The 18,743-nt window shown below is 34.5% G+C and carries 12 protein-coding genes and 2 pseudogenes; 8 read left to right on the forward strand and 6 right to left on the reverse strand.

Annotated features, from left to right (window positions below):
* Positions 1-102 precede the first annotated feature (102 nt).
* The 5 genes from dndC (at position 103) to F6K18_RS06870 (ending at position 5,886) form a co-directional block, all read left to right on the forward strand.
* Positions 103-1,659, forward strand: a complete 1,557-nt coding sequence (gene dndC / locus F6K18_RS06850; protein WP_287519696.1) for a DNA phosphorothioation system sulfurtransferase DndC — start codon at positions 103-105, stop codon at positions 1,657-1,659.
* Between the two features lie 558 nt (positions 1,660-2,217).
* On the forward strand, positions 2,218-2,370 hold the full coding sequence (locus F6K18_RS06855; protein WP_287519698.1) for a hypothetical protein: 153 nt from the start codon (positions 2,218-2,220) through the stop codon (positions 2,368-2,370).
* Positions 2,371-2,842: 472 nt separating this feature from the next.
* Positions 2,843-4,825 (forward strand): DNA sulfur modification protein DndD, encoded by a 1,983-nt coding sequence (dndD, locus tag F6K18_RS06860; protein WP_287519700.1) that lies wholly within the window; start codon positions 2,843-2,845, stop codon positions 4,823-4,825.
* A 584-nt stretch (positions 4,826-5,409) separates the two neighbouring features.
* Positions 5,410-5,532: a hypothetical protein gene (locus F6K18_RS06865; protein WP_287519701.1), complete on the forward strand. Its 123-nt coding sequence runs from the start codon at positions 5,410-5,412 to the stop codon at positions 5,530-5,532.
* Between the two features lie 162 nt (positions 5,533-5,694).
* Entirely contained in the window at positions 5,695-5,886 is a 192-nt protein-coding gene (locus F6K18_RS06870; RefSeq protein ID WP_287519703.1) for a hypothetical protein, read from the forward strand.
* 36 nt (positions 5,887-5,922) lie between these two features.
* Here F6K18_RS06870 and F6K18_RS06875 read toward each other — a convergent pair whose 3' ends face one another.
* A complete protein-coding gene (locus F6K18_RS06875; RefSeq protein WP_287273748.1) occupies positions 5,923-7,560 on the reverse strand; it encodes an acetolactate synthase large subunit in 1,638 nt (545 codons plus the stop codon).
* 997 nt (positions 7,561-8,557) lie between these two features.
* Complete coding sequence (locus tag F6K18_RS06880; protein ID WP_287519705.1) at positions 8,558-9,925, reverse strand: NAD-dependent succinate-semialdehyde dehydrogenase; 1,368 nt, start codon at positions 9,923-9,925, stop codon at positions 8,558-8,560.
* A 677-nt stretch (positions 9,926-10,602) separates the two neighbouring features.
* Between F6K18_RS06880 and F6K18_RS06885 the strand changes: the two genes are divergently transcribed.
* Positions 10,603-10,770 carry a hypothetical protein gene (locus F6K18_RS06885; RefSeq protein WP_287519706.1) on the forward strand — a complete coding sequence of 56 codons (168 nt, stop codon included), beginning with the start codon at positions 10,603-10,605 and terminating at the stop codon, positions 10,768-10,770.
* A gap of 1,136 nt (positions 10,771-11,906) precedes the next feature.
* Positions 11,907-12,845, forward strand: coding sequence for a glycosyltransferase family 2 protein (locus F6K18_RS06890; protein ID WP_287519707.1), 939 nt, complete (start codon positions 11,907-11,909; stop codon positions 12,843-12,845).
* A gap of 424 nt (positions 12,846-13,269) precedes the next feature.
* On the opposite strand, the pseudogene F6K18_RS37245 reads toward F6K18_RS06890, so the two are convergent.
* The 4 genes and pseudogenes from F6K18_RS37245 to psbA all read right to left on the reverse strand — a co-directional run bounded on the left by F6K18_RS37245 (position 13,270) and on the right by psbA (position 17,438).
* Positions 13,270-14,123, reverse strand: a pseudogene (locus tag F6K18_RS37245) (IS1 family transposase).
* Between the two features lie 509 nt (positions 14,124-14,632).
* Positions 14,633-15,616, reverse strand: a complete 984-nt coding sequence (locus tag F6K18_RS06905; protein ID WP_287519709.1) for an ABC transporter ATP-binding protein — start codon at positions 15,614-15,616, stop codon at positions 14,633-14,635.
* Between the two features lie 266 nt (positions 15,617-15,882).
* Positions 15,883-16,269, reverse strand: a complete 387-nt coding sequence (locus tag F6K18_RS06910; RefSeq protein ID WP_287519710.1) for a hypothetical protein — start codon at positions 16,267-16,269, stop codon at positions 15,883-15,885.
* Between the two features lie 107 nt (positions 16,270-16,376).
* The gene (psbA, locus tag F6K18_RS06915) at positions 16,377-17,438 is read right to left on the reverse strand and encodes a photosystem II q(b) protein (RefSeq protein WP_202218252.1); all 1,062 of its coding nucleotides are present in this window, start codon (positions 17,436-17,438) and stop codon (positions 16,377-16,379) included.
* Positions 17,439-18,378: 940 nt separating this feature from the next.
* On the opposite strand from psbA, the pseudogene F6K18_RS06920 reads away from it, so the two are divergent.
* Positions 18,379-18,728, forward strand: a pseudogene (locus tag F6K18_RS06920) (IS630 family transposase); the annotation flags it as partial.
* Positions 18,729-18,743 lie beyond the last annotated feature (15 nt).

Here is an 18,743-nt window from a genome sequence, read left to right on the forward strand (position 1 = left end):
TTCCCCAGAATAGAAGCTTTACAATAGCATCGCCAAAATGTATTTATCTCATAAACATAAACATACAGAATAAATTAAAAAAAATTTTAGGAGTCTTGAAAAATGGTAGGAATACAAAAATCTCTTTTTCCAGAGCGGACAACTGCTGAACTAATCAAAGATATAGAAAAGCTAACTATAGAAATTCAAGAATTATATTGCCTTGATGAAATCCCCTTAATTGTTGGATATTCTGGAGGAAAAGATAGTACCGCAGTTTTACAACTTATATGGAATGCGATCGCTACTTTGCCAGTAGAAAAAAGAACTAAAAAAATTTATGTAATTACTACTGATACACGAGTAGAAAATCCTTATGTTTCTGCTTGGGTAAAACAATCTCTAAAAAACATTGAGAGAGTTGCCCAAAAACAGAAAATGCCAATAGAAACTCACCTTCTACAACCAGATATTCAATATACATATTGGGTAGGTTTAATTGGTAAAGGTTATCCCGCACCCCGCCTAAAATTTAGATGGTGTACGGGACGTTTAAAAATTGAACCATCTAATCTTTTTATTCGTAATGCTGTACGAAATAATGGAGAAGTTATCCTAGTTTTAGGTACTCGTAAAGCTGAAAGTGTTAACCGCGCTAGAACAATGAAAAGACTAGAAGAAAAACGAGTTCGGGAAAGGCTTAGTCCTAATGCCAATTTACTTAATTCTTTAATTTATTCTCCTATTGAAGACTGGCGAACTGATGAAGTTTGGCTATATTTAATGCAGTGGGAAAATCCTTGGGGAAATAGTAATAAAGATTTACTAGCAATGTATCGAGGTGCGACGGAAGATAATGAATGTCCATTAGTAGTTGATACCTCTACTCCTAGTTGTGGAAGTTCTCGTTTTGGATGTTGGGTTTGTACCTTAGTAGATAGTGATAAATCTATGTCAGCAATGATTCAAAATGATGAGGAAAAAGAATGGTTACAACCTCTGATAGATTTGCGTCGGGAACTAGATATTTCTGATAGAGATAAAAGAGATTTTCGGCGAATTTGGGGTACAGTTCAACTATTTGAACGAAATATAGATGGTGAAGTATCTGTAGAACCAATTCCTGGTCCATACAAAAAAGAATGGCGAGATACTTTACTGAGAAAACTATTAGAAGCTCAAACACAAATTCGTGAAACTGCACCAGAAAATATGCGAAATATTACTCTCATTTCTTTAGAAGAATTGAGTGAAATTAGACGCATATGGTTAGAGGAAAAACATGAGTTTGATGATAGTTTACCCCGTATATATGAAGAAGTAACAGGAGAGAAATTTTTAGACTGTCGTCCTGGTGCAGGAATAAGTCTTTTAGGTAGTGATGAATGGTCAGTATTAGAAGAAATATGTAATGGGGATGAAATGCACCTTGAACTTATGGCAAAACTGTTAGATACAGAGCGGCAATATTATATTAAGTCTCACCGATATAAAATTTATGAAAGTCTCGAACAATGTTTTGAAACAAGTTCTCGTTCCAAGGAAGAAGCTATTCAAAACGCTCATAATAAAAGAGACCTCAAAGAAGCTGTCGATCGAGGAAAAGTCTCAGAGAAAATTAAACAATTGAGTTGGGCAAATATGAAATTTTCTCGTCAAAATTCGGCAGATATCGAGTAAGGGAGTGGGAAAGCAGAAGAATAGGGGAGCAGGGGAGAAATAAACATATGAAACTTTCTCCGGAAAATTTATCTTTTGTAAACCTCTATTTTCCCAATCTAGGTCAAAGACAAAAATTCGGGCGTTGGTTGACAGTAAAACTCTATTTGTTAGACTTGCTTCCTACAGGAAAAATTCAACAGTGACTAGGAATTTATGAACATTTCTCTGGCAAACTCATCTCTAGTAAACCTCTATTTTTCCAGTCTTATATCAAAGGCAAAAATTATCTGTTGATGAAAATTTTTCTGGCAAACTAATCTCTGGAAAACCTCTCTTTTTCCCAGTCTGAGTCAGAGGCAAAAATTATCTGTTGCTTGACACGAAAATTCTCTTTTTCAGACCTATCTACTGTGGGAAAATTTAACAATGACTAGAAAGTTATGAAATTTTCTCTGGAAAACTCATTTGTGGGAAACCTCTGTTTTTCTCAGTCTAAGTCAAAGGCAAAAATTACAAGAAAATTCTCTTTGTCAGATTTACCTTCTACTGGGAAAATTCAACAATGACTAGAAAGTTATGAAAATTTCTCTGGAAAACTCATCTGTGGAAAACCTCTGTTTTTCTCAGTCTAAGTCAAAGGCAAAAATTCGGGCGTTGGTTAACAAGAAAATTCTATTTCTCAGACTTACCCCCTACCCTAAAAATTTAACAATGACTAGAAAGTTATGAAAATTTCTCTGGAAACCTCATCTGTGGAAAACCTCTGTTTTTCTCAGTCTAAGTCAAAGGCAAAAATTACAAGAAAATTCTATTTCTCAGACTTACCCCCTACCCTAAAAATTTAACAATGACTAGAAAGTTATGAAAATTTCTCTGGAAAACTCATCTGTGGAAAACCTCTGTTTTTCTCAGTCTAAGTCAAAGGCAAAAATTCGGGCGTTGGTTGATAAGAAAATTGGATTTGTCAAACTTATCTCCTACCGAAAAAAGGTAAATTCTAAGAATAAAAAAATCAAGTTAATTATCAAAATAATATGGGTCTAAAACCCCGCCTTTTAAGGCGCAATATTTTTGGAGCGGAGCTCAAATCCCCGTTACAAAAATAACTTCTGACTTCTGACTTCTTACTTCGTTAACCCACTACCTTTCCCTCTACTCCCTATTCCCTATTCCCTATTCCCTATTCCCTATTCCCTAAAAAATGATTTTCCTAGAACTCGTCTTACAAAATTTTGGACCCTACTCCGGTAAACAAACAATAAACCTCCGCCCTACCCTTACCGATCGCCCCCACCCCATCATCTTATTTGGAGGTATGAATGGAGGAGGAAAAACTACTCTTTTAGATGCCATTCGCCTCGCACTTTACGGTCATCGCGCCCAATGTTCAACTAGGGGAAATTTAACTTATGGCGACTTTCTTTCCCAATGCGTAAATCGTAATACTCCCCCTACAGAAAAAACTCGCATTGAATTAGCTTTTGAACATATTCAAGATGACCAAGTTGTGGAATATCGCGTAGTTCGTACCTGGGAAAAAAATCCGAAAGATGGCAAAGATAGTCTAGGAATTCTTGATGGTGAATGGCCTGATTCTTACTTAGCAAATGCCTGGGATGAATATATAGAAAATCTCTTACCTTTAGGAATTTCTAACTTATTTCTATTTGATGGAGAGCAGGTAAAAGAGTTGGCTGAACTAGAAATTCCTCCACCTTTAGTAGTAGATGCAATTCAATCATTATTAGGACTGGAATTAGCTGAACGCCTGGCAACAGATTTAGATATTTTGGTGACTCGGAAAAAGAAACAAATTACTAAAACTACAGAATTAAAAAATTTAGAAGAAATTGAACAAAAACTCCATCAACAAAAGACAGATTTGGAAGTTGCTACGGAAAAATTAGCAGATTTGCAAAAGCAGTTAAAAAAGGCTCAACAAAAACAGCAAAAAGCGATGAGAAAATTTGTTTCGGAAGGGGGAAAAATTGCTGGGGAGAGAAGTCAGTTAGAACAAGAGTTTAAAGATATAGAGTTAGATATGGAGAATGCTCGTCAGGAAATGATTGAACTTGCTGCGGGAGCTTTACCTCTGGCTTTAATTTCTCCTCTTTTGGAACAAGCAAGTTCTCAGGGTGATGTAGAGATTTTACGCCATGAGGCAGAAATAGCTTTGGATGCTTTTCAGGAAAGAGACCGACGTTTAGTTAATTATCTGAATGAGTTGTCTATTCCTGCTGGCAAAATTAGTAAAATTCAAAGGTTTCTTAATCAAGAAAATCTGATGATTGAAGAGGAGATTAATCAAAGTGATGAACCTTGGTTATTGGCAGATGAGGAGGCGTTAACTTTACTAGAAAATTTATTGCGCTATGAGATTGAAAATTGTCGGAAAAATGCTCGGGAAAGTTTAACTCGTCTCAAAGATTTTGAAGTGGAAATTAATGTTTTGGAAAAGCAGTTGGTAAGTGCGGCATCTCCGGAAGCTTATGAAATTTTGGAAACTGCTTTAGAGGAGGCACAAACTGAGTTAGCTAGGATACAGATAGCTTGTGAAAATAGCGATCGCGATTGTAAAAAATTGGAGGATGCTATTACTAAAACTAAGAAGGAATTGTTTAATTATACTGATGAAACTATCGAACGTCACAATATTCAAAATATCATTGAATCTTCTGGCAAAGTGAAGAAAACTTTGCAGTTATTTAAGGAGAAGTTAACTTTGAAAAAATTGAATAAGTTAGAGATGGAAGTTACTGAATGTTTCCGCTATCTTTTGCATAAATCAGATTTGGTACATCGCGTGGCTATTGATACTAATAACTTTGCTCTTTCTCTCTACGATAATCAAGGGCAAGTTGTTCCTAAACATCGCATTTCTGCTGGAGAAAAACAGCTTTTAGCAATTTCGTTTTTGTGGGGTTTGGCAAGGGTTTCTGGTAGACATTTACCCGTCGCTATTGATACACCTTTAGGTAGATTAGATTCATCCCACCGTCAGAATTTAGTAGAACGTTATTTCCCTTCTGCTAGTCATCAAGTTATTCTTTTATCTACCGATACTGAGATTTGTAAATTAGAAGTAGAAAATCTCCGTAACTTAGAGGCGATCGCTCACGAATATTTACTCAAATATGATGCTCAAAAAAATCAAACTAATGTCAAAAAAGGATACTTTTGGTAAGCCACTTTTTTTCTCTCTACTTTTTTAATTGAAGTTGCTGAGGTAGAAATCGAAAATCTTCAGAATTTTGGAGGCGATCGCTTACTAATATTTACTCGAATATGATGCTCAAAAAAATCAGACAAATCTCAAAAAAAGAATACTTCTGGTCAGCAACTTTTTGACTTCTACTTTTTCAACTGAAGTTGTTTAGGTTGGAGGAGAAAATCTCCAGAATTTGTAGGCGATCGCTTACTAACCCACATTCCGCACGTCAAAATGTAGTATCTTAGACTAAGCATTCAAAACCTTGCCTGATAATAATTATGAAAATCATAGGTAAAAATACATATTACACAGGCTATTAATATCAATTCTCAAAAATAGAGGCTGTAATCCACATTATTCGTTAAAAATACCTTTGTAGTATGTTTGTGGTGCGGAATGTGGGTTACTAATATTTACCCGAATATGATTCTCAAAAAAATCAAACTAACCTGGAAAGAGGCTACTTTTGGTAAGCAAAAATTTTTCCCTCTATCACTTTAATTAAAGTTAGTCACACAAGAGTCAAAAATTTATTTAGGGTTTGCTGAAAAAGTCTTATGGGTAAGGGTAGGAGACAGGAGACAGGAGACAGGAGAAATGGGAATTATAGAGGAGGTAGGAGGAAGAATAATCCCTTGATTATTCTGCGCAGCTATGAGCCTAAAATGCTAATTTTTTGAACCATTATGACCTAAAAGCTTGGACTTTTTTTAACTAAAAAATGCTAAAACCTTTATATTTCAGTGCTTTTAGATTTAATCAGCAACCCCTATTTATCCATGTGAATATTTACTCAAATATGATTCTCAAAAAAATCAAACTAATCTGGAAATGGGATATTTTTGGTAAGCAAATTTTTTCCCTCTGCTTCTTCAACTGAGGTTACTCACACAGAGGTAAAAAATTTATCTACCAATGGAGGAATGCGCCAAAATCCTTTATGTTTATATTTCCCACTCTACTTAACTCCTGAAAATACAGAAACTCTCCAACTCCAGATTATTTTTCAGCAACCAAGCAATAACCAATCATAAATTGCTGAAAAATCTCCTACTAAAATCTACTTCTAACTAAATAGAACAACTTAAACCACCTGACTTTTTAGTAAAACGAACATTCTCCCGATAATCAACAGGACAATCTATCACAGCAGGAACATCTTGAGCAAGAGCCTCCTTCAGAGTAGGAATTAAATCAGTAGCAGACTCAACTCGATAACCTTTCAAACCAAAACTTTCAGCAAACTTAACAAAATCTGGATTGCCAAACTTAATAAAAGAAGACTTACCAAAATGATTTTCCTGTTTCCACTCAATCAAACCATAACCACCATCATTAAAAATCAAAGTCACAAAAGCAGTACCCACCCGCAAAGCAGTTTCCAACTCTTGACAATTCATCATAAACCCACCATCTCCTGTTGCAGCTATTACCTTGCGGTCAGGATGGACTAATTTAGCAGCGATCGCTCCAGGAATAGCAATACCCATTGCAGCAAATCCATTAGAAATCAAACAAGTATTAGGACGGTCACAATGATAATGTCTAGCAATCCACATTTTATGAGCACCAACATCAGAAATAACAATATCTTCTGGGCCCATTACTTGACGTAAATCATAAATTAGTTTTTGAGGCTTAATTGGAAAGTCATTATCTTTACTATATCCCTCATATTCAGAGCGAAGATTTGTTCTAATTTCTGATACAGTCGGACTTACTTGATTCATTCGCTCAGAACGTCGTAAAATTTCATTCAAAGAATCTGAAATATCTCCAACTATTTCAGCTATCGGAATATAACTACTATCAATCTCCGCATATTTTGCTCCAATATGAATAATCGGAATTTCACCTTGAGGATTCCATTTTTTTGGTGAATATTCAATCAAATCATAACCAACTGCAATAACCAAATCTGTTTCATCAAAAGCACAAGTAATATAATCCCGTTGTTGTAATCCTGTAGTCCATAAAGACAGAGGAAGAGTATAAGGCATCACACCTTTACCCATAAAAGTATTAGCAACAGGAATATTTAATTGTGTTGCAAACTCTGTTAAAGCTTCACTTGCATTAGCCCGAATCGCTCCATTTCCCACTAAAATTACAGGGTTTTTTGCTTTAGAAATTGCTACTGCTGCTTCAGTCATACTTTGATAAGCAGAATAAGATTTTTCTTGCTTATCACGATTCAAAGGTTGCCCTTCTACAGACATTGCCGCAATATTTTCAGGTAAATCAATATGTACTGCGCCAGGCTTTTCTTGTTGAGCTACTTTAAATGCTTTGCGGACAATTTCTGGTGTATTACTAGGACGAACAATTTGAGCATTCCATTTAGTTACTGGCTCAAACATTGCCACTAAATCTAAATATTGGTGAGATTCGATGTGCATTCTATCAGTACCAACTTGACCTGTAATTGCTACTAAAGGTGCCCCATCTAAATTAGCATCAGCAACACCTGTCATTAAATTAGTCGCTCCAGGGCCTAATGTTGATAAACAAACTCCTGCTTTTCCTGTTAAACGACCATAGACATCTGCCATAAAAGCGGCACCTTGTTCGTGTCGGGTAGTTATAAATTGAATTGGGGAATCTTTGAGAGCTTCTAGAATGTTTAGATTTTCTTCTCCAGGGAGTCCAAATACATATTTTACTCCTTCATTTTCGAGGCATTTTACCAATAATTCTGCAGTGTTCATCTCTATTTTTCTCCTTTGATCAAAGGTGGTAGAAAACTAAATCGAAAGTTTTAACTTTAAATTCAGATAGATTTAGGGGTACAGCGAAAAGTAATTTCGACTATTTATCTAAAATTACAGGCTGAAATATAATGCTTAATTTTAAAACACAAATTCTATAAATGATTATTTTTTTCTTTTCCGGAATAAAGATAAATCAAACCTCTATTTAACTTTTTTTTCCCAGGTAATTAAGTATCTGTGCGAAATCAATTTAACATTTGGTTAAAGCAGCTCACAGGCAGTAAAAAATATACCTGAGTAGTAGATATAAAAATTATTTTTCTTGCCTATTGTTAGATTGAATCTAAGATGATGCTTTCAAAGTTGTTAGTGGGTAAAGTTGTCTAATCTCCAGTTAATCCTCCTGAAATAGGGAAAGCGTTAAAGGTAGATTCGGAATTATTTTAGATACAAAAATTATACTTGCTAAACATCCTATAATACCTCACATCAAATCCGGATAATTAGTTATTTGATAACTTAGAAGTCAAGAGTTAAGAGTTAGGGGTTAGAAGTTAGGATTCCATAGTAGGAATATGTAGGGACTTTCTATGGAGCATCCCTACTACTTCACATATAGAAGAAAGTTTTTCGATAACTGTACAAACGGATTTGATATCACATCTAATACCAAATCCGGTTTTCATACATCTCTTATTTTTATAGCCTAAATCCTTGCTCTAATTAAAGATTTAGTCAATGTTTTAAAAGGGGCTTTTCAACACCGGATTTGGTATGATACCCACTTTTAAAAGCAACACTATATTTGATTGGGGTGTAAAAATCACTCTGAAAATAATCACAATTATTACATACTAAGCACTCAATTCAACTTCTAGGATTGAGAAATATCAAATCTAAGTATGACAATATTTTAAGTAATTGCTATAACTCCTAACAGGTATTAAGTAGGTAGACAAGATTAACTTTATTTATCTTATCGCCAAATACTGAATTATTTAATCCAAACTGTCTTAATATTGACAAATTCTAGAATTCCTTCTTTGCTCAGTTCTCGACCATAGCCAGAACGTTTAATCCCACCAAAAGGCAGACGTGGGTCAGACTTGACTAAACCATTGATAAAAACTGCACCTGCTTCTAGTTCTGATATTAACCTATCTGTCTGGGTTGTATCTGTAGTCCATGCACTTGCACCTAATCCGAAAGGAGAGTTATTGGCCAGTTCTATTGCTTCATCAATATTAGTAACCCGAAATATCAAGGCAACAGGACCAAAAAACTCCTCTTTATAAGCAGGGGAATCTACTGGAATCTCCGCCAAAATAGTAGGAGGGTAAAAATTTCCCGGACTGTCAGATAAAAGATGACCACCAGTCAGAACTTTTGCTCCTTTCTCAACAGAAGCTTCTACTTGAGCATTTAACTCTTGAAGAATAGATGGAGTTGCCAAAGGACCAATATCTGTATCTGGCAACATAGGGTCTCCTACCTTCAAAGCTTCAAATTTTTCTAATAGGCGCTGTTGAAATTCTTCAGCAATGGTTTCTGCCAAGATGAAGCGTTTAGCTGCAATACAAGATTGGCCATTATTCAACATCCGAGCTGTAACAGCAGTAGACACAGCTTGTTCTAAATTAGCACTTTCTAATACTATAAATGGATCGCTACCTCCCAATTCCAAAACAGTTTTTTTGATTGATTGACCTGCTATTGCTGCTAAAGCCATTCCTGCTGGTTCACTTCCAGTTAAAGTTCCTGCTTTTACTCGGTCATCTGCCATGATGCCTGCTACTTTATCGGAACCTATCAATAGGGTTTGAAATGCTCCTTCTGGGAAACCTGCTTCTTTAAATATTTCTTCAATGGCCAAAGCACATTGGGGAACATTAGAGGCGTGTTTCAATAAACCTACATTTCCTGCCATTAAAGCTGGTGCTGCAAATCTGAAAACTTGCCAAAAGGGAAAATTCCAAGGCATGACAGCTAGTACTGGCCCTAATGGTTGATAACGGACAAAGGATTTACTTGCGTCAGTTTGTGCTGGGACATCAGCGAGAAATGTTGCTGCATTTTCTGCATAGTAGCGACAGACTAGGGCACATTTTTTAGCTTCGGCGATGGCTCCACTCAGAGTTTTACCCATTTCTAGGGTCATTATTTTGGCAAATTTTTCAGCATTTTTCTCTAAAATATCGGCTGCTGCTAATAGCCATTCCCCACGTTGAGTCATGGAAATTTGACGATATTGACCAAAAGTTGTGATTGCTAATTCTAGTTTTGTTTCAATTTCTGCATCTGTGATTGGTTCAAAAGTTTTTATTGTTTCTCCTGTTGCTGGATTAATTGTAGCGATCGCCATTAATTTTTTCTCCTCAATTTCAAGTTAAAAATTACTTTTTAAATTAAGTCACAAGTTATGAATATCAATACATTTTGTGACAATAAAGTATGTGACAATAACTTTTTTTCTTGCTGCTATAAATCCTTCGATAGTTTAACTTATTCGCTTCTTTACCCCTGGGTGTTAATTTCATCCAAGAGCTTACTAATTTTTGTTAACTTTAGTTTAGCTTTATACTTTATCATACTCGCTTGCACTAGCAAAAACAGTTAATTCTTAACTATCTTTTACAATCATTTAACGATATAAAAAAATATACACTTATAGATAGGATTTACAAATTTTTCAGTTATAAACTCCATATATAGTGGAGCACTCTAGTTTTTAAGTTATATATTATAAGTGTTTTTTTTGTAAGCCCTGATAGACAGTCTTTATTTCCTATTCCTCAAACTGTAGCAAAGTCTATGTATATATATTTTATCTCAATCACCTACAATATTCCTAGACCTTGTCTAAATCTCCCGATCAGGCCAGAAAAACCAGCATGATAGGGGTATCATTAAATGTATAAAAAGTATCACACTTTTATCAAAATAATTGGTCTAAAACCCCGCCTTTTAAGGCGAAATATTTTTGTAGGGTTGCTCAAAATCCCCGTTACAAAAATAACTTCTGACTTCGTTAAAGATACCATGTCTGAATTGACTACTGTTTATCAAAAAATATTTAATCTAGTAAGAGGGATTAGACCTCAACTTCCTAAGGGACTTTGGAAAGGCAAAAAGAAACGTGGACGACCGATCAAAATTTCTGTACCTAGTTTTCAACAAGAGCGTTGCGGGTGGGTGGTATCAACTTAAATATCGTCATCTAGTTGTACGATGGGAACGTATTTCTGCTTGCCCGTGATGCTTTTTTCGGGTTCGCGGAGCGTGGCGTTAGCCATATCGTCACTGTACATATTTGGATTAATCGCATTTTATTAGTGGCATAGGTTCAGTAATATCTAAAAAAAATTTGATAAAAACACTATTAATTATGATTTATCAATCATAAATTTTGACGACTAAACTATTTGATACAATTTTATAACATAATTATCAACTAAGATTGCAATATCAAACTTAGATATTTATAATTTTGAGATATTAGTAGATGTAGATTTAAGTAAGCTAGATTTTAAAACTAGCAATCTTATTTTCTATGGAAAACTAACTAATTATCAGGGGCAGTTGACATACGTTAAGTTGTTTGTACAAGAGTAATTTTAATCCGTCAAAAGTGAATAGTTAGCCTCCTGTGGAGGAACTGTGTTAACAAGTGTGTGATGGAAATGAGCAACCTGCCATCAATATATACTATAAGTTTTTTAACCAGAGGCGTAAGGGTCTTCAACGAACCTGTTTAAAATATTAACGGATGACTGATGAACAATCAAAAATAACTTCTAGATATATATCTTTGATATTGAAACTATGAGAATGGGATGAAAATAATCTTTCAATATTCAAATATAACTATAACCGTTATTTTAAATTTAATACTTTACAATTCTGTAAAAGCATAATTTTTTGAAAATTTACTACAAACTTTATTGAATTCAGCAGAGATAAAAATATATTGTAATTATCTACAGGAACATAGTTATACTGAAGATAATTACAAGCAGAGGAAGCAATATTACTAATTCAGTTATAATTAACAGTAGATCAATTACAAACAGCATATCTTTATATAGGTAAATTCATTGGTGTAGCAATAGTTTTTTTCGCTATAATGTAAATAAAAATTGTAAAATTTGCAACTATGATTTTAATATAAATTACAGTTTATCTTCTGATATTATTAATGCAATTGTAGAGTAAAAGTTGGTGTAGCAGTAGTTTTTTTCGCTATAATGTAAATAAAAAATTGTAAAATTTGCAACTATGATTTTAATATAAATTACAGTTTATCTTCTGATATTATTAATGCAATTGTAGAGGAAAAGTTGCCAATGAAATTTAGTATTGTAATTACAACTTATAATCGCTTAGATTTATTAAAACGGGCAATTAATTCGGCATTAGAACAAACGGTTGAATGTGAAATAATAGTAGTTGATGACTGTTCAATAGATGGTACAAAAAAATATGTCAATAGCTTAGGAGATCGTGTAATTTACTATTGTACTTCTTCTAACCAAGGTCATGCAGCAACAATGAATTTAGGGGTGCAAAATGCTCATGGAGATTGGATAAAACCTTTAGATGATGATGATTATATGGCAGCTAATTGTATAGAGGAAATGACTAAAGCAATTATTCTTCATTCTCAAGCAGTGATTCTTTCTTGTCAGGCAGCACAAGTTGATTGTCATCAGGTAGAAATTAGTCGTACTTATAAAAGAGGACCTGGAACAGCATTTTATATTTCCCAAGAAGATATTCACTATGGGATGTTACTAGAATCATTGCCATTTGGTACTCCTATTCAAGTTGCTTTTCGTCGGGATGCTTTTTTAGAATCTGGAGGATGGGATACTAATTTAAGGAGTTGCGATGATATTGATTCTTGGATTAGAATTACTGAGTTTGGTGATGCTATTTTTCTCAACCAATGTTTAGTTTACCGTACTATTTGGATAGGAGGATATGACAGGAAAATTCCTTTGAAAAAACGTTGTAATACTAATATTTTAATAAAAGAAAAAATATATACTAAAGTTCATAAAAAGTATTCTAATCTAATTCCAGAACTTGAAGATATACGGCAATATATAAATTTACATTGGGGTATAGTTGCTTTCAAACAAAAACAATTATTAACAGCTATAAATATATTATTACCAGCATTTTTTTCTCTGAAAGCCTGGCAAATTTTTTTAGAAGTTACTATTGCTAGAAGACTGAAAAAAGACAATAAAAATTTAATCAAAAAAGTTTTGATTAATTAATTTTATATTTATATAGCAATGAAGATCAAAGAATATTACGAAACTATTTTTATAGAGAATAGAACAGTTTTATGTAAAATTATATAGATTCTAAATTCATACTAAATGTAGTATCAATAGTTGTTGATGAAACACTTAAAAATAATCATCTGCTCTATAACTCTAAGCGCATTATTCCAACTTCAATAATTATAAATCATAGGTTTTATGACAACTTTATAATTTTCAATTGGTTATGAAAAACATAATTATTACCAACAATACAAAACATTAACAATAATATTAAAAATAGGGCTGCATACTTAATATTATGTGCCTCTCCGGGGGAGCTACGCTATCAGATAATCAGCTATAAATAACATTTAAGAATTGACAGTACCGAAGAAATATTGGTAGTCCTGTATATGTAGTGATCAAATGGTGGTCAGGCCATCGCTTCATTATAATGATCAATAAAATACGCGCGTAGCTCCTAAATGGTTTTCTAGCTTTTTAGGAAAGGATAAAGTTTTTCTGACCAACCGAGAAATTCTTTGAAGTCAAGTATTATTTAATCTTTCTATATTAAGATGTTAAACCTGTTTCTTTCCCCACTGACTTATGTCTTGAATTAGGAAAAACAAGATCATCAGCTGACCAAAAATCTGTATAACAAACTGCACAGTGTCTATAGATATAGCAATGAGCGCTGGTATATTTACAAATTGCAGGAGAGGCCAAATAGCTAAAAGTCTTATATTATCAGCAATTTATTCCCCCTGTTGCCTGTTGCCTGTTGCCTGTTGCCTGCGCACAGCGCTATACCTGGTCATGAATTCCACAATCCTAATGCCCCTTTTTCTCCTCTTTCCCCTAAGTAAAAACCCACAATTTCTTTACTGTCTATATCCATAGCTAACCAGAGCCATTGTTTGTGATTTTTATTACCTACAAATGACCACATTTCATCACATTTGATAGTGAGTTTACCTATTTTTTTTGTACATTTAATAGACTGTGAAACATGAGCATACTTATTACTTATTATTTACATCATTCTGGAGCCATTTTTATGACACACCATGTTACAGGAATTATAACAGCCAAACTAATTTTTTCTAGTAATAACTGATCAATCAGTTCTTTGGTTTCATGACTAATATAATTTCTGTGACTATTTTCGACAAATTTTCAGAGACTATTTTGACATTGATATTTTTGTTTTTTGTTGTGAATCGTCCCGTTTTTGACAATATAATTACTACCACAACTAGGACAGATTAATTGATAATTTGACATCTGAATTATAGAGATTTTTTTATGATTACTGTCATAGATAATAGCATACTTTTTTTCAGGATACTTGGGGTTGATTCCTGATATTTTTATTTCTGACAATATGTAGCGATCGCCTAGACAATAATTTTGATTTTTTTTGAGCAGGAAAAACTTAATATTTTCAAGATTAATGTCAAGAACTAATCATTTATATTGACTGATCACTACATATACAGGACTACCGAAATATTTAAATAATCTTTACTTGATATCCTTTCTAATCTTCTAATTCCTGGGCGTTGGTAATTGGTAAGATGATTTTCTACTAGGGGTGATACCCATCACTTATTTTGGTAAAATATTTAGAGGTATCAGAAACAGACTACTCTTAAAGTTTCATCTCTTGATTTACCAACGCCAATTCCTGACTCCTGTACGTCACCGATCCGATGGCTCCTCATTCCTCACTAAGTTATTTATAAGTATTTAACCTATAGCGTAGCTCCCTCGGAGGGGCACATCATATTACCCTATTCTCTACTAGAAAAAATTCCCTTTTCTCGTAATTGCTGCATAAAATACTCTTCTAGACTAAGCCTTTCTATATTCATTTTCATCAGTGTAGCTTTCATTAATCCCAAACTAACTAAAAATTCTTTAGGGTCTCCCCGCAAATGACCTTGCCAAAAATTATGCTCAAATTCTAAATCTGGTATCCATTGTTTAAGAATCTTAAGATTACCACTTTTACCCTTAACATAATAACTTTCATTAGTTCCTAATACTTCATCTAAAGTACCAATACAAATTAATTCTCCCTCTACCAGAATAGCAATGCGATCGCATATTTTCTCCACATCAGACAAAACATGACTATTAAAAAAAATAGTCTTCCCTTGTTTTTTGAGCGAAATAATAATTTCTCTGATTTGATAACGTCCCATTGGATCTAAACCTGACATAGGTTCATCTAAAAATACTAACTCAGGGTCATTAATCAAAGCTTGCGCCATACCAACTCTTTGCAACATTCCCTTAGAATATTGACGTAATTGCTTTCTGATAGCTGTGGATTTAGACAATCCGACTAGGTCAAGTAATTCTCGAATTCTTTGTTTTTGTATTGATATTGGTATTTGAAATAATCCTGCTACAAATTCTAGAAATTCCCATCCAGTTAAATATTCATAAAAGTAAGGATTTTCTGGCAAGTAACCAATTTTTTCTTTAATTACTCGATCGCCTATTGGCTGCCCTAATAAAATTCCCGACCCAGATGTAGGGCGTACAATTCCTAATAAAGTTTTAAGTAGAGTAGTTTTACCTGCACCATTGTGTCCTAAAAGTCCAAAAGTTTCTCCTTGATAAACTTTCAAAGTACAGCTTTTAAGAGACTCTATTTTTTGATTCATCCAAAAACCAGTGCGGTAAAATTTACCCAAATTAGTAGTTTGCACAACTGGCAATTTTTCTGGTTTCTTAGCTTCAGTGGGAATATTGACAGCAGATTCCATAAAAATTCAGCTTATATATTTAATATTTTATTTTTTATCATAAACTGAATCAGGACTTCAGCAGGAGAACCCGAAAACCAGGTTTCTTCATAGATTTCTATGTTGAAAAACTATAACGTTATAGTTTTAATATGTTACAGACTACATATAGTGTTTTTGTTTAAGTCTTATTTATATGTTATTTAAAAGCAAGAATATTTGAGGCGTTGGAAAAACTAAATTCTAAGAAAATTTGATTTTTTGAATAATTTAGATGAAGGTGGGATTTACCATTTCATCATTTTATCTATCTGGGAACGAATGTCATAAGTATCATTTGCGCAAGTACCAAAACATATAATATCAACCCTAACATACTTACCATCCTTATGACAGACAATATTAAAAACAGCATTCCCTCTTGCATACCGTGAAGAAGAACCAGTAACAGTTTTGATTAGTCCTGTTGCTACTAAACTGCTCATTTTCTGTACTGCTTTAGCTGCACAATTTGACTCATTTGTAGTAGAAACAGGATTCCAACCTGTGCTACCTCCTGGAGCTGATGTTACATTTTGTGCATTTACTTCTTTAGTGAAAGACCCAACAAATATTAATGCCAGAGCTGTGCAACTAACAAATATTGGCTTTGTGATTGTATTAGTAATTTTCATATTTATCTAACTTTCATCTTGAATTTTCCATCAAAGAAATCAAAAAAAAACCCCTCCAAAGGGAGGGGTTTTTTGAGTAATTTAAAATTCAATCAATCAACTATAAATTAACCATTGATAGAAGGAGCTTCTACAGCAGCCAAATCTAGAGGGAAGTTGTGAGCATTACGCTCGTGCATTACTTCCATTCCTAAGTTAGCCCGGTTAATGATGTCTGCCCAAGTATTTACCACACGACCACTAGAATCGATGATGGACTGGTTGAAGTTGAAACCATTCAAGTTGAAGGCCATTGTGGACACACCTAATGCTGTGAACCAAATTCCTACTACTGGCCATGCTCCTAAGAAGAAGTGTAAAGAGCGACTGTTGTTGAATGATGCATATTGGAAGATTAAACGACCGAAGTAGCCATGAGCTGCTACGATGTTATAAGTTTCTTCTTCTTGACCGAACTTGTAACCGTAGTTCTGAGACTCAGTTTCTGTTGTCTCACGTACTAAGCTGGATGTTACTAAGGAACCGTGCATTGCACTGAATAAAGAACCACCGAATACACCTGCTACACCTAACATGTGGAATGGGTGCATTAAGATGTTGTGCTCTGCTTGGAATACCAACATGAAGTTGAATGTTCCAGAGATTCCTAAAGGCATTCCATCAGAGAAGCTTCCTTGTCCAATAGGATAGATTAAGAATACTGCTGTTGCTGCTGCTACTGGAGCAGAGTATGCAACACAGATCCAAGGACGCATACCTAAGCGGTAGGATAATTCCCACTCACGACCCATGTAGCAGAATACGCCAATGAGGAAGTGGAAGATTACTAGCTGGTATGGGCCACCGTTGTATAGCCACTCATCCAAACTTGCTGCTTCCCAGATAGGATAGAAGTGTAGACCGATAGCGTTGGAGGAAGGTACTACTGCACCGGAAATGATGTTGTTTCCGTACATTAAGGAACCAGCGACGGGTTCGCGGATACCATCAATGTCTACTGGAGGAGCTGCTACGAATGCGATGATGTAGCAGATAGTAGCTGTGAGAAGGGTGGGGATCATTAATACACCGAACCAACCGATGTATAAACGATTGTCTGTGCTGGTGATCCAGCTACAGAACTTTTCCCATACGTTGGCGTTTTCACGCTGTTGTAAGGTAGTTGTCATAATGTATGATTGCTGTTATGTATGTATGAAATTTTCGAGGTACGGTGGTGCAGGTGTTTATTTATTTTCCTGCCCCGTTGTTAATAATATAGCTAGTTTATTTCGTTTTGTAAAGGGGTGTTAAGGATAGTGTTGTTTAACTCAGTTATAAGTTTTGTTTATCATGTTAATTATGTATCATATTTATGTTTAAAAGTCAATAAAAAATAACTTATTTGAAGTAGCACTCAGCTATCAGCAAACCTATTACAGAGGAGCTGCATTATCATTTTCTTTGTGGGTTTAATACCCCACCGTCAACGGGGGTGTTCACGCATTACTTGGGGGAGCGAATCCCCATGTAATTTTCCGACTGTCTCCTGTCTCCTGTCTCCTGTCTCCTTCTTCAACAGCTTTTCAAGGTTTACAATTGGACATTGATATAGTATCCGGATCATTAGTTATCGTAATAATCGGCGGAGTTAAGAGTGCGGAGTTAGGAGTCAGGAGTCAGTAGGAAGAAAGTGGGAATTATTTGGGGATATTCCAGCATTTTATGTCTGCATTGAATGGAAGTAGAAAGTGCAATAACTGTATAACCGGATTTGATATAACACCTCCCATTAACACCCACAACACTATTAATATAGCTGGGAACTTAAACTATTGAATTTTTATGGATAATTAGGTTTTCTTTTTAAACGAGTTTGTAAAATCATTAAGGTGCTATCTATATTTTCATGGATATCTACCTCTTTTACTTCGTAAGCATTCAGCTATTAGCGGTCAGCTATCCTCCTATAGTCGGAACTGCGGACTTCAGCTTTTTAATGAATGAAGCAAGCATTCGTTTAAGTTCTACTACATTCTCAACCAGAAATTCGTACTCTGAGAGCTTTGATAAAATTGCTTTTTTCTCCTTTAAAGGTAATAAAGCTGATAGCTGACTGCTGAATGCTTACAATTTATCAAATATTTGCAAAGCGCGAAAACCGGGTAAAAGATTGGCAATATTTTGGGAGGGAGCAACTTACCATAAATCTCAAGAATTTCGAGAATATTTGATGTTAATTAATCAAAATTTATCGCATATAAGAATGGTTGATACATGGTACAAAGTTGGCTCCAAATGCTCCGGAGCAAAATCCTGTTGAAGATATTTGGTTACCAGCCAAAAATTTCATCAGAAAATATGATCATCTTTGCAATTCTTTTAAAGTAGTTAAGTGGCTATTTAAGTTTTTTGCAGATGGTCAAATATTCGATTTCCCAAAGCTTTTTCAGTATGGAATTTTGCCAGAACCTATTTAGGATTACTATAGGATT

It is taken from the genome of Okeania sp. SIO2C2 (genome assembly GCF_010692625.1).
In the GTDB taxonomy this organism is placed as follows: domain Bacteria; phylum Cyanobacteriota; class Cyanobacteriia; order Cyanobacteriales; family Microcoleaceae; genus Okeania; species Okeania hirsuta.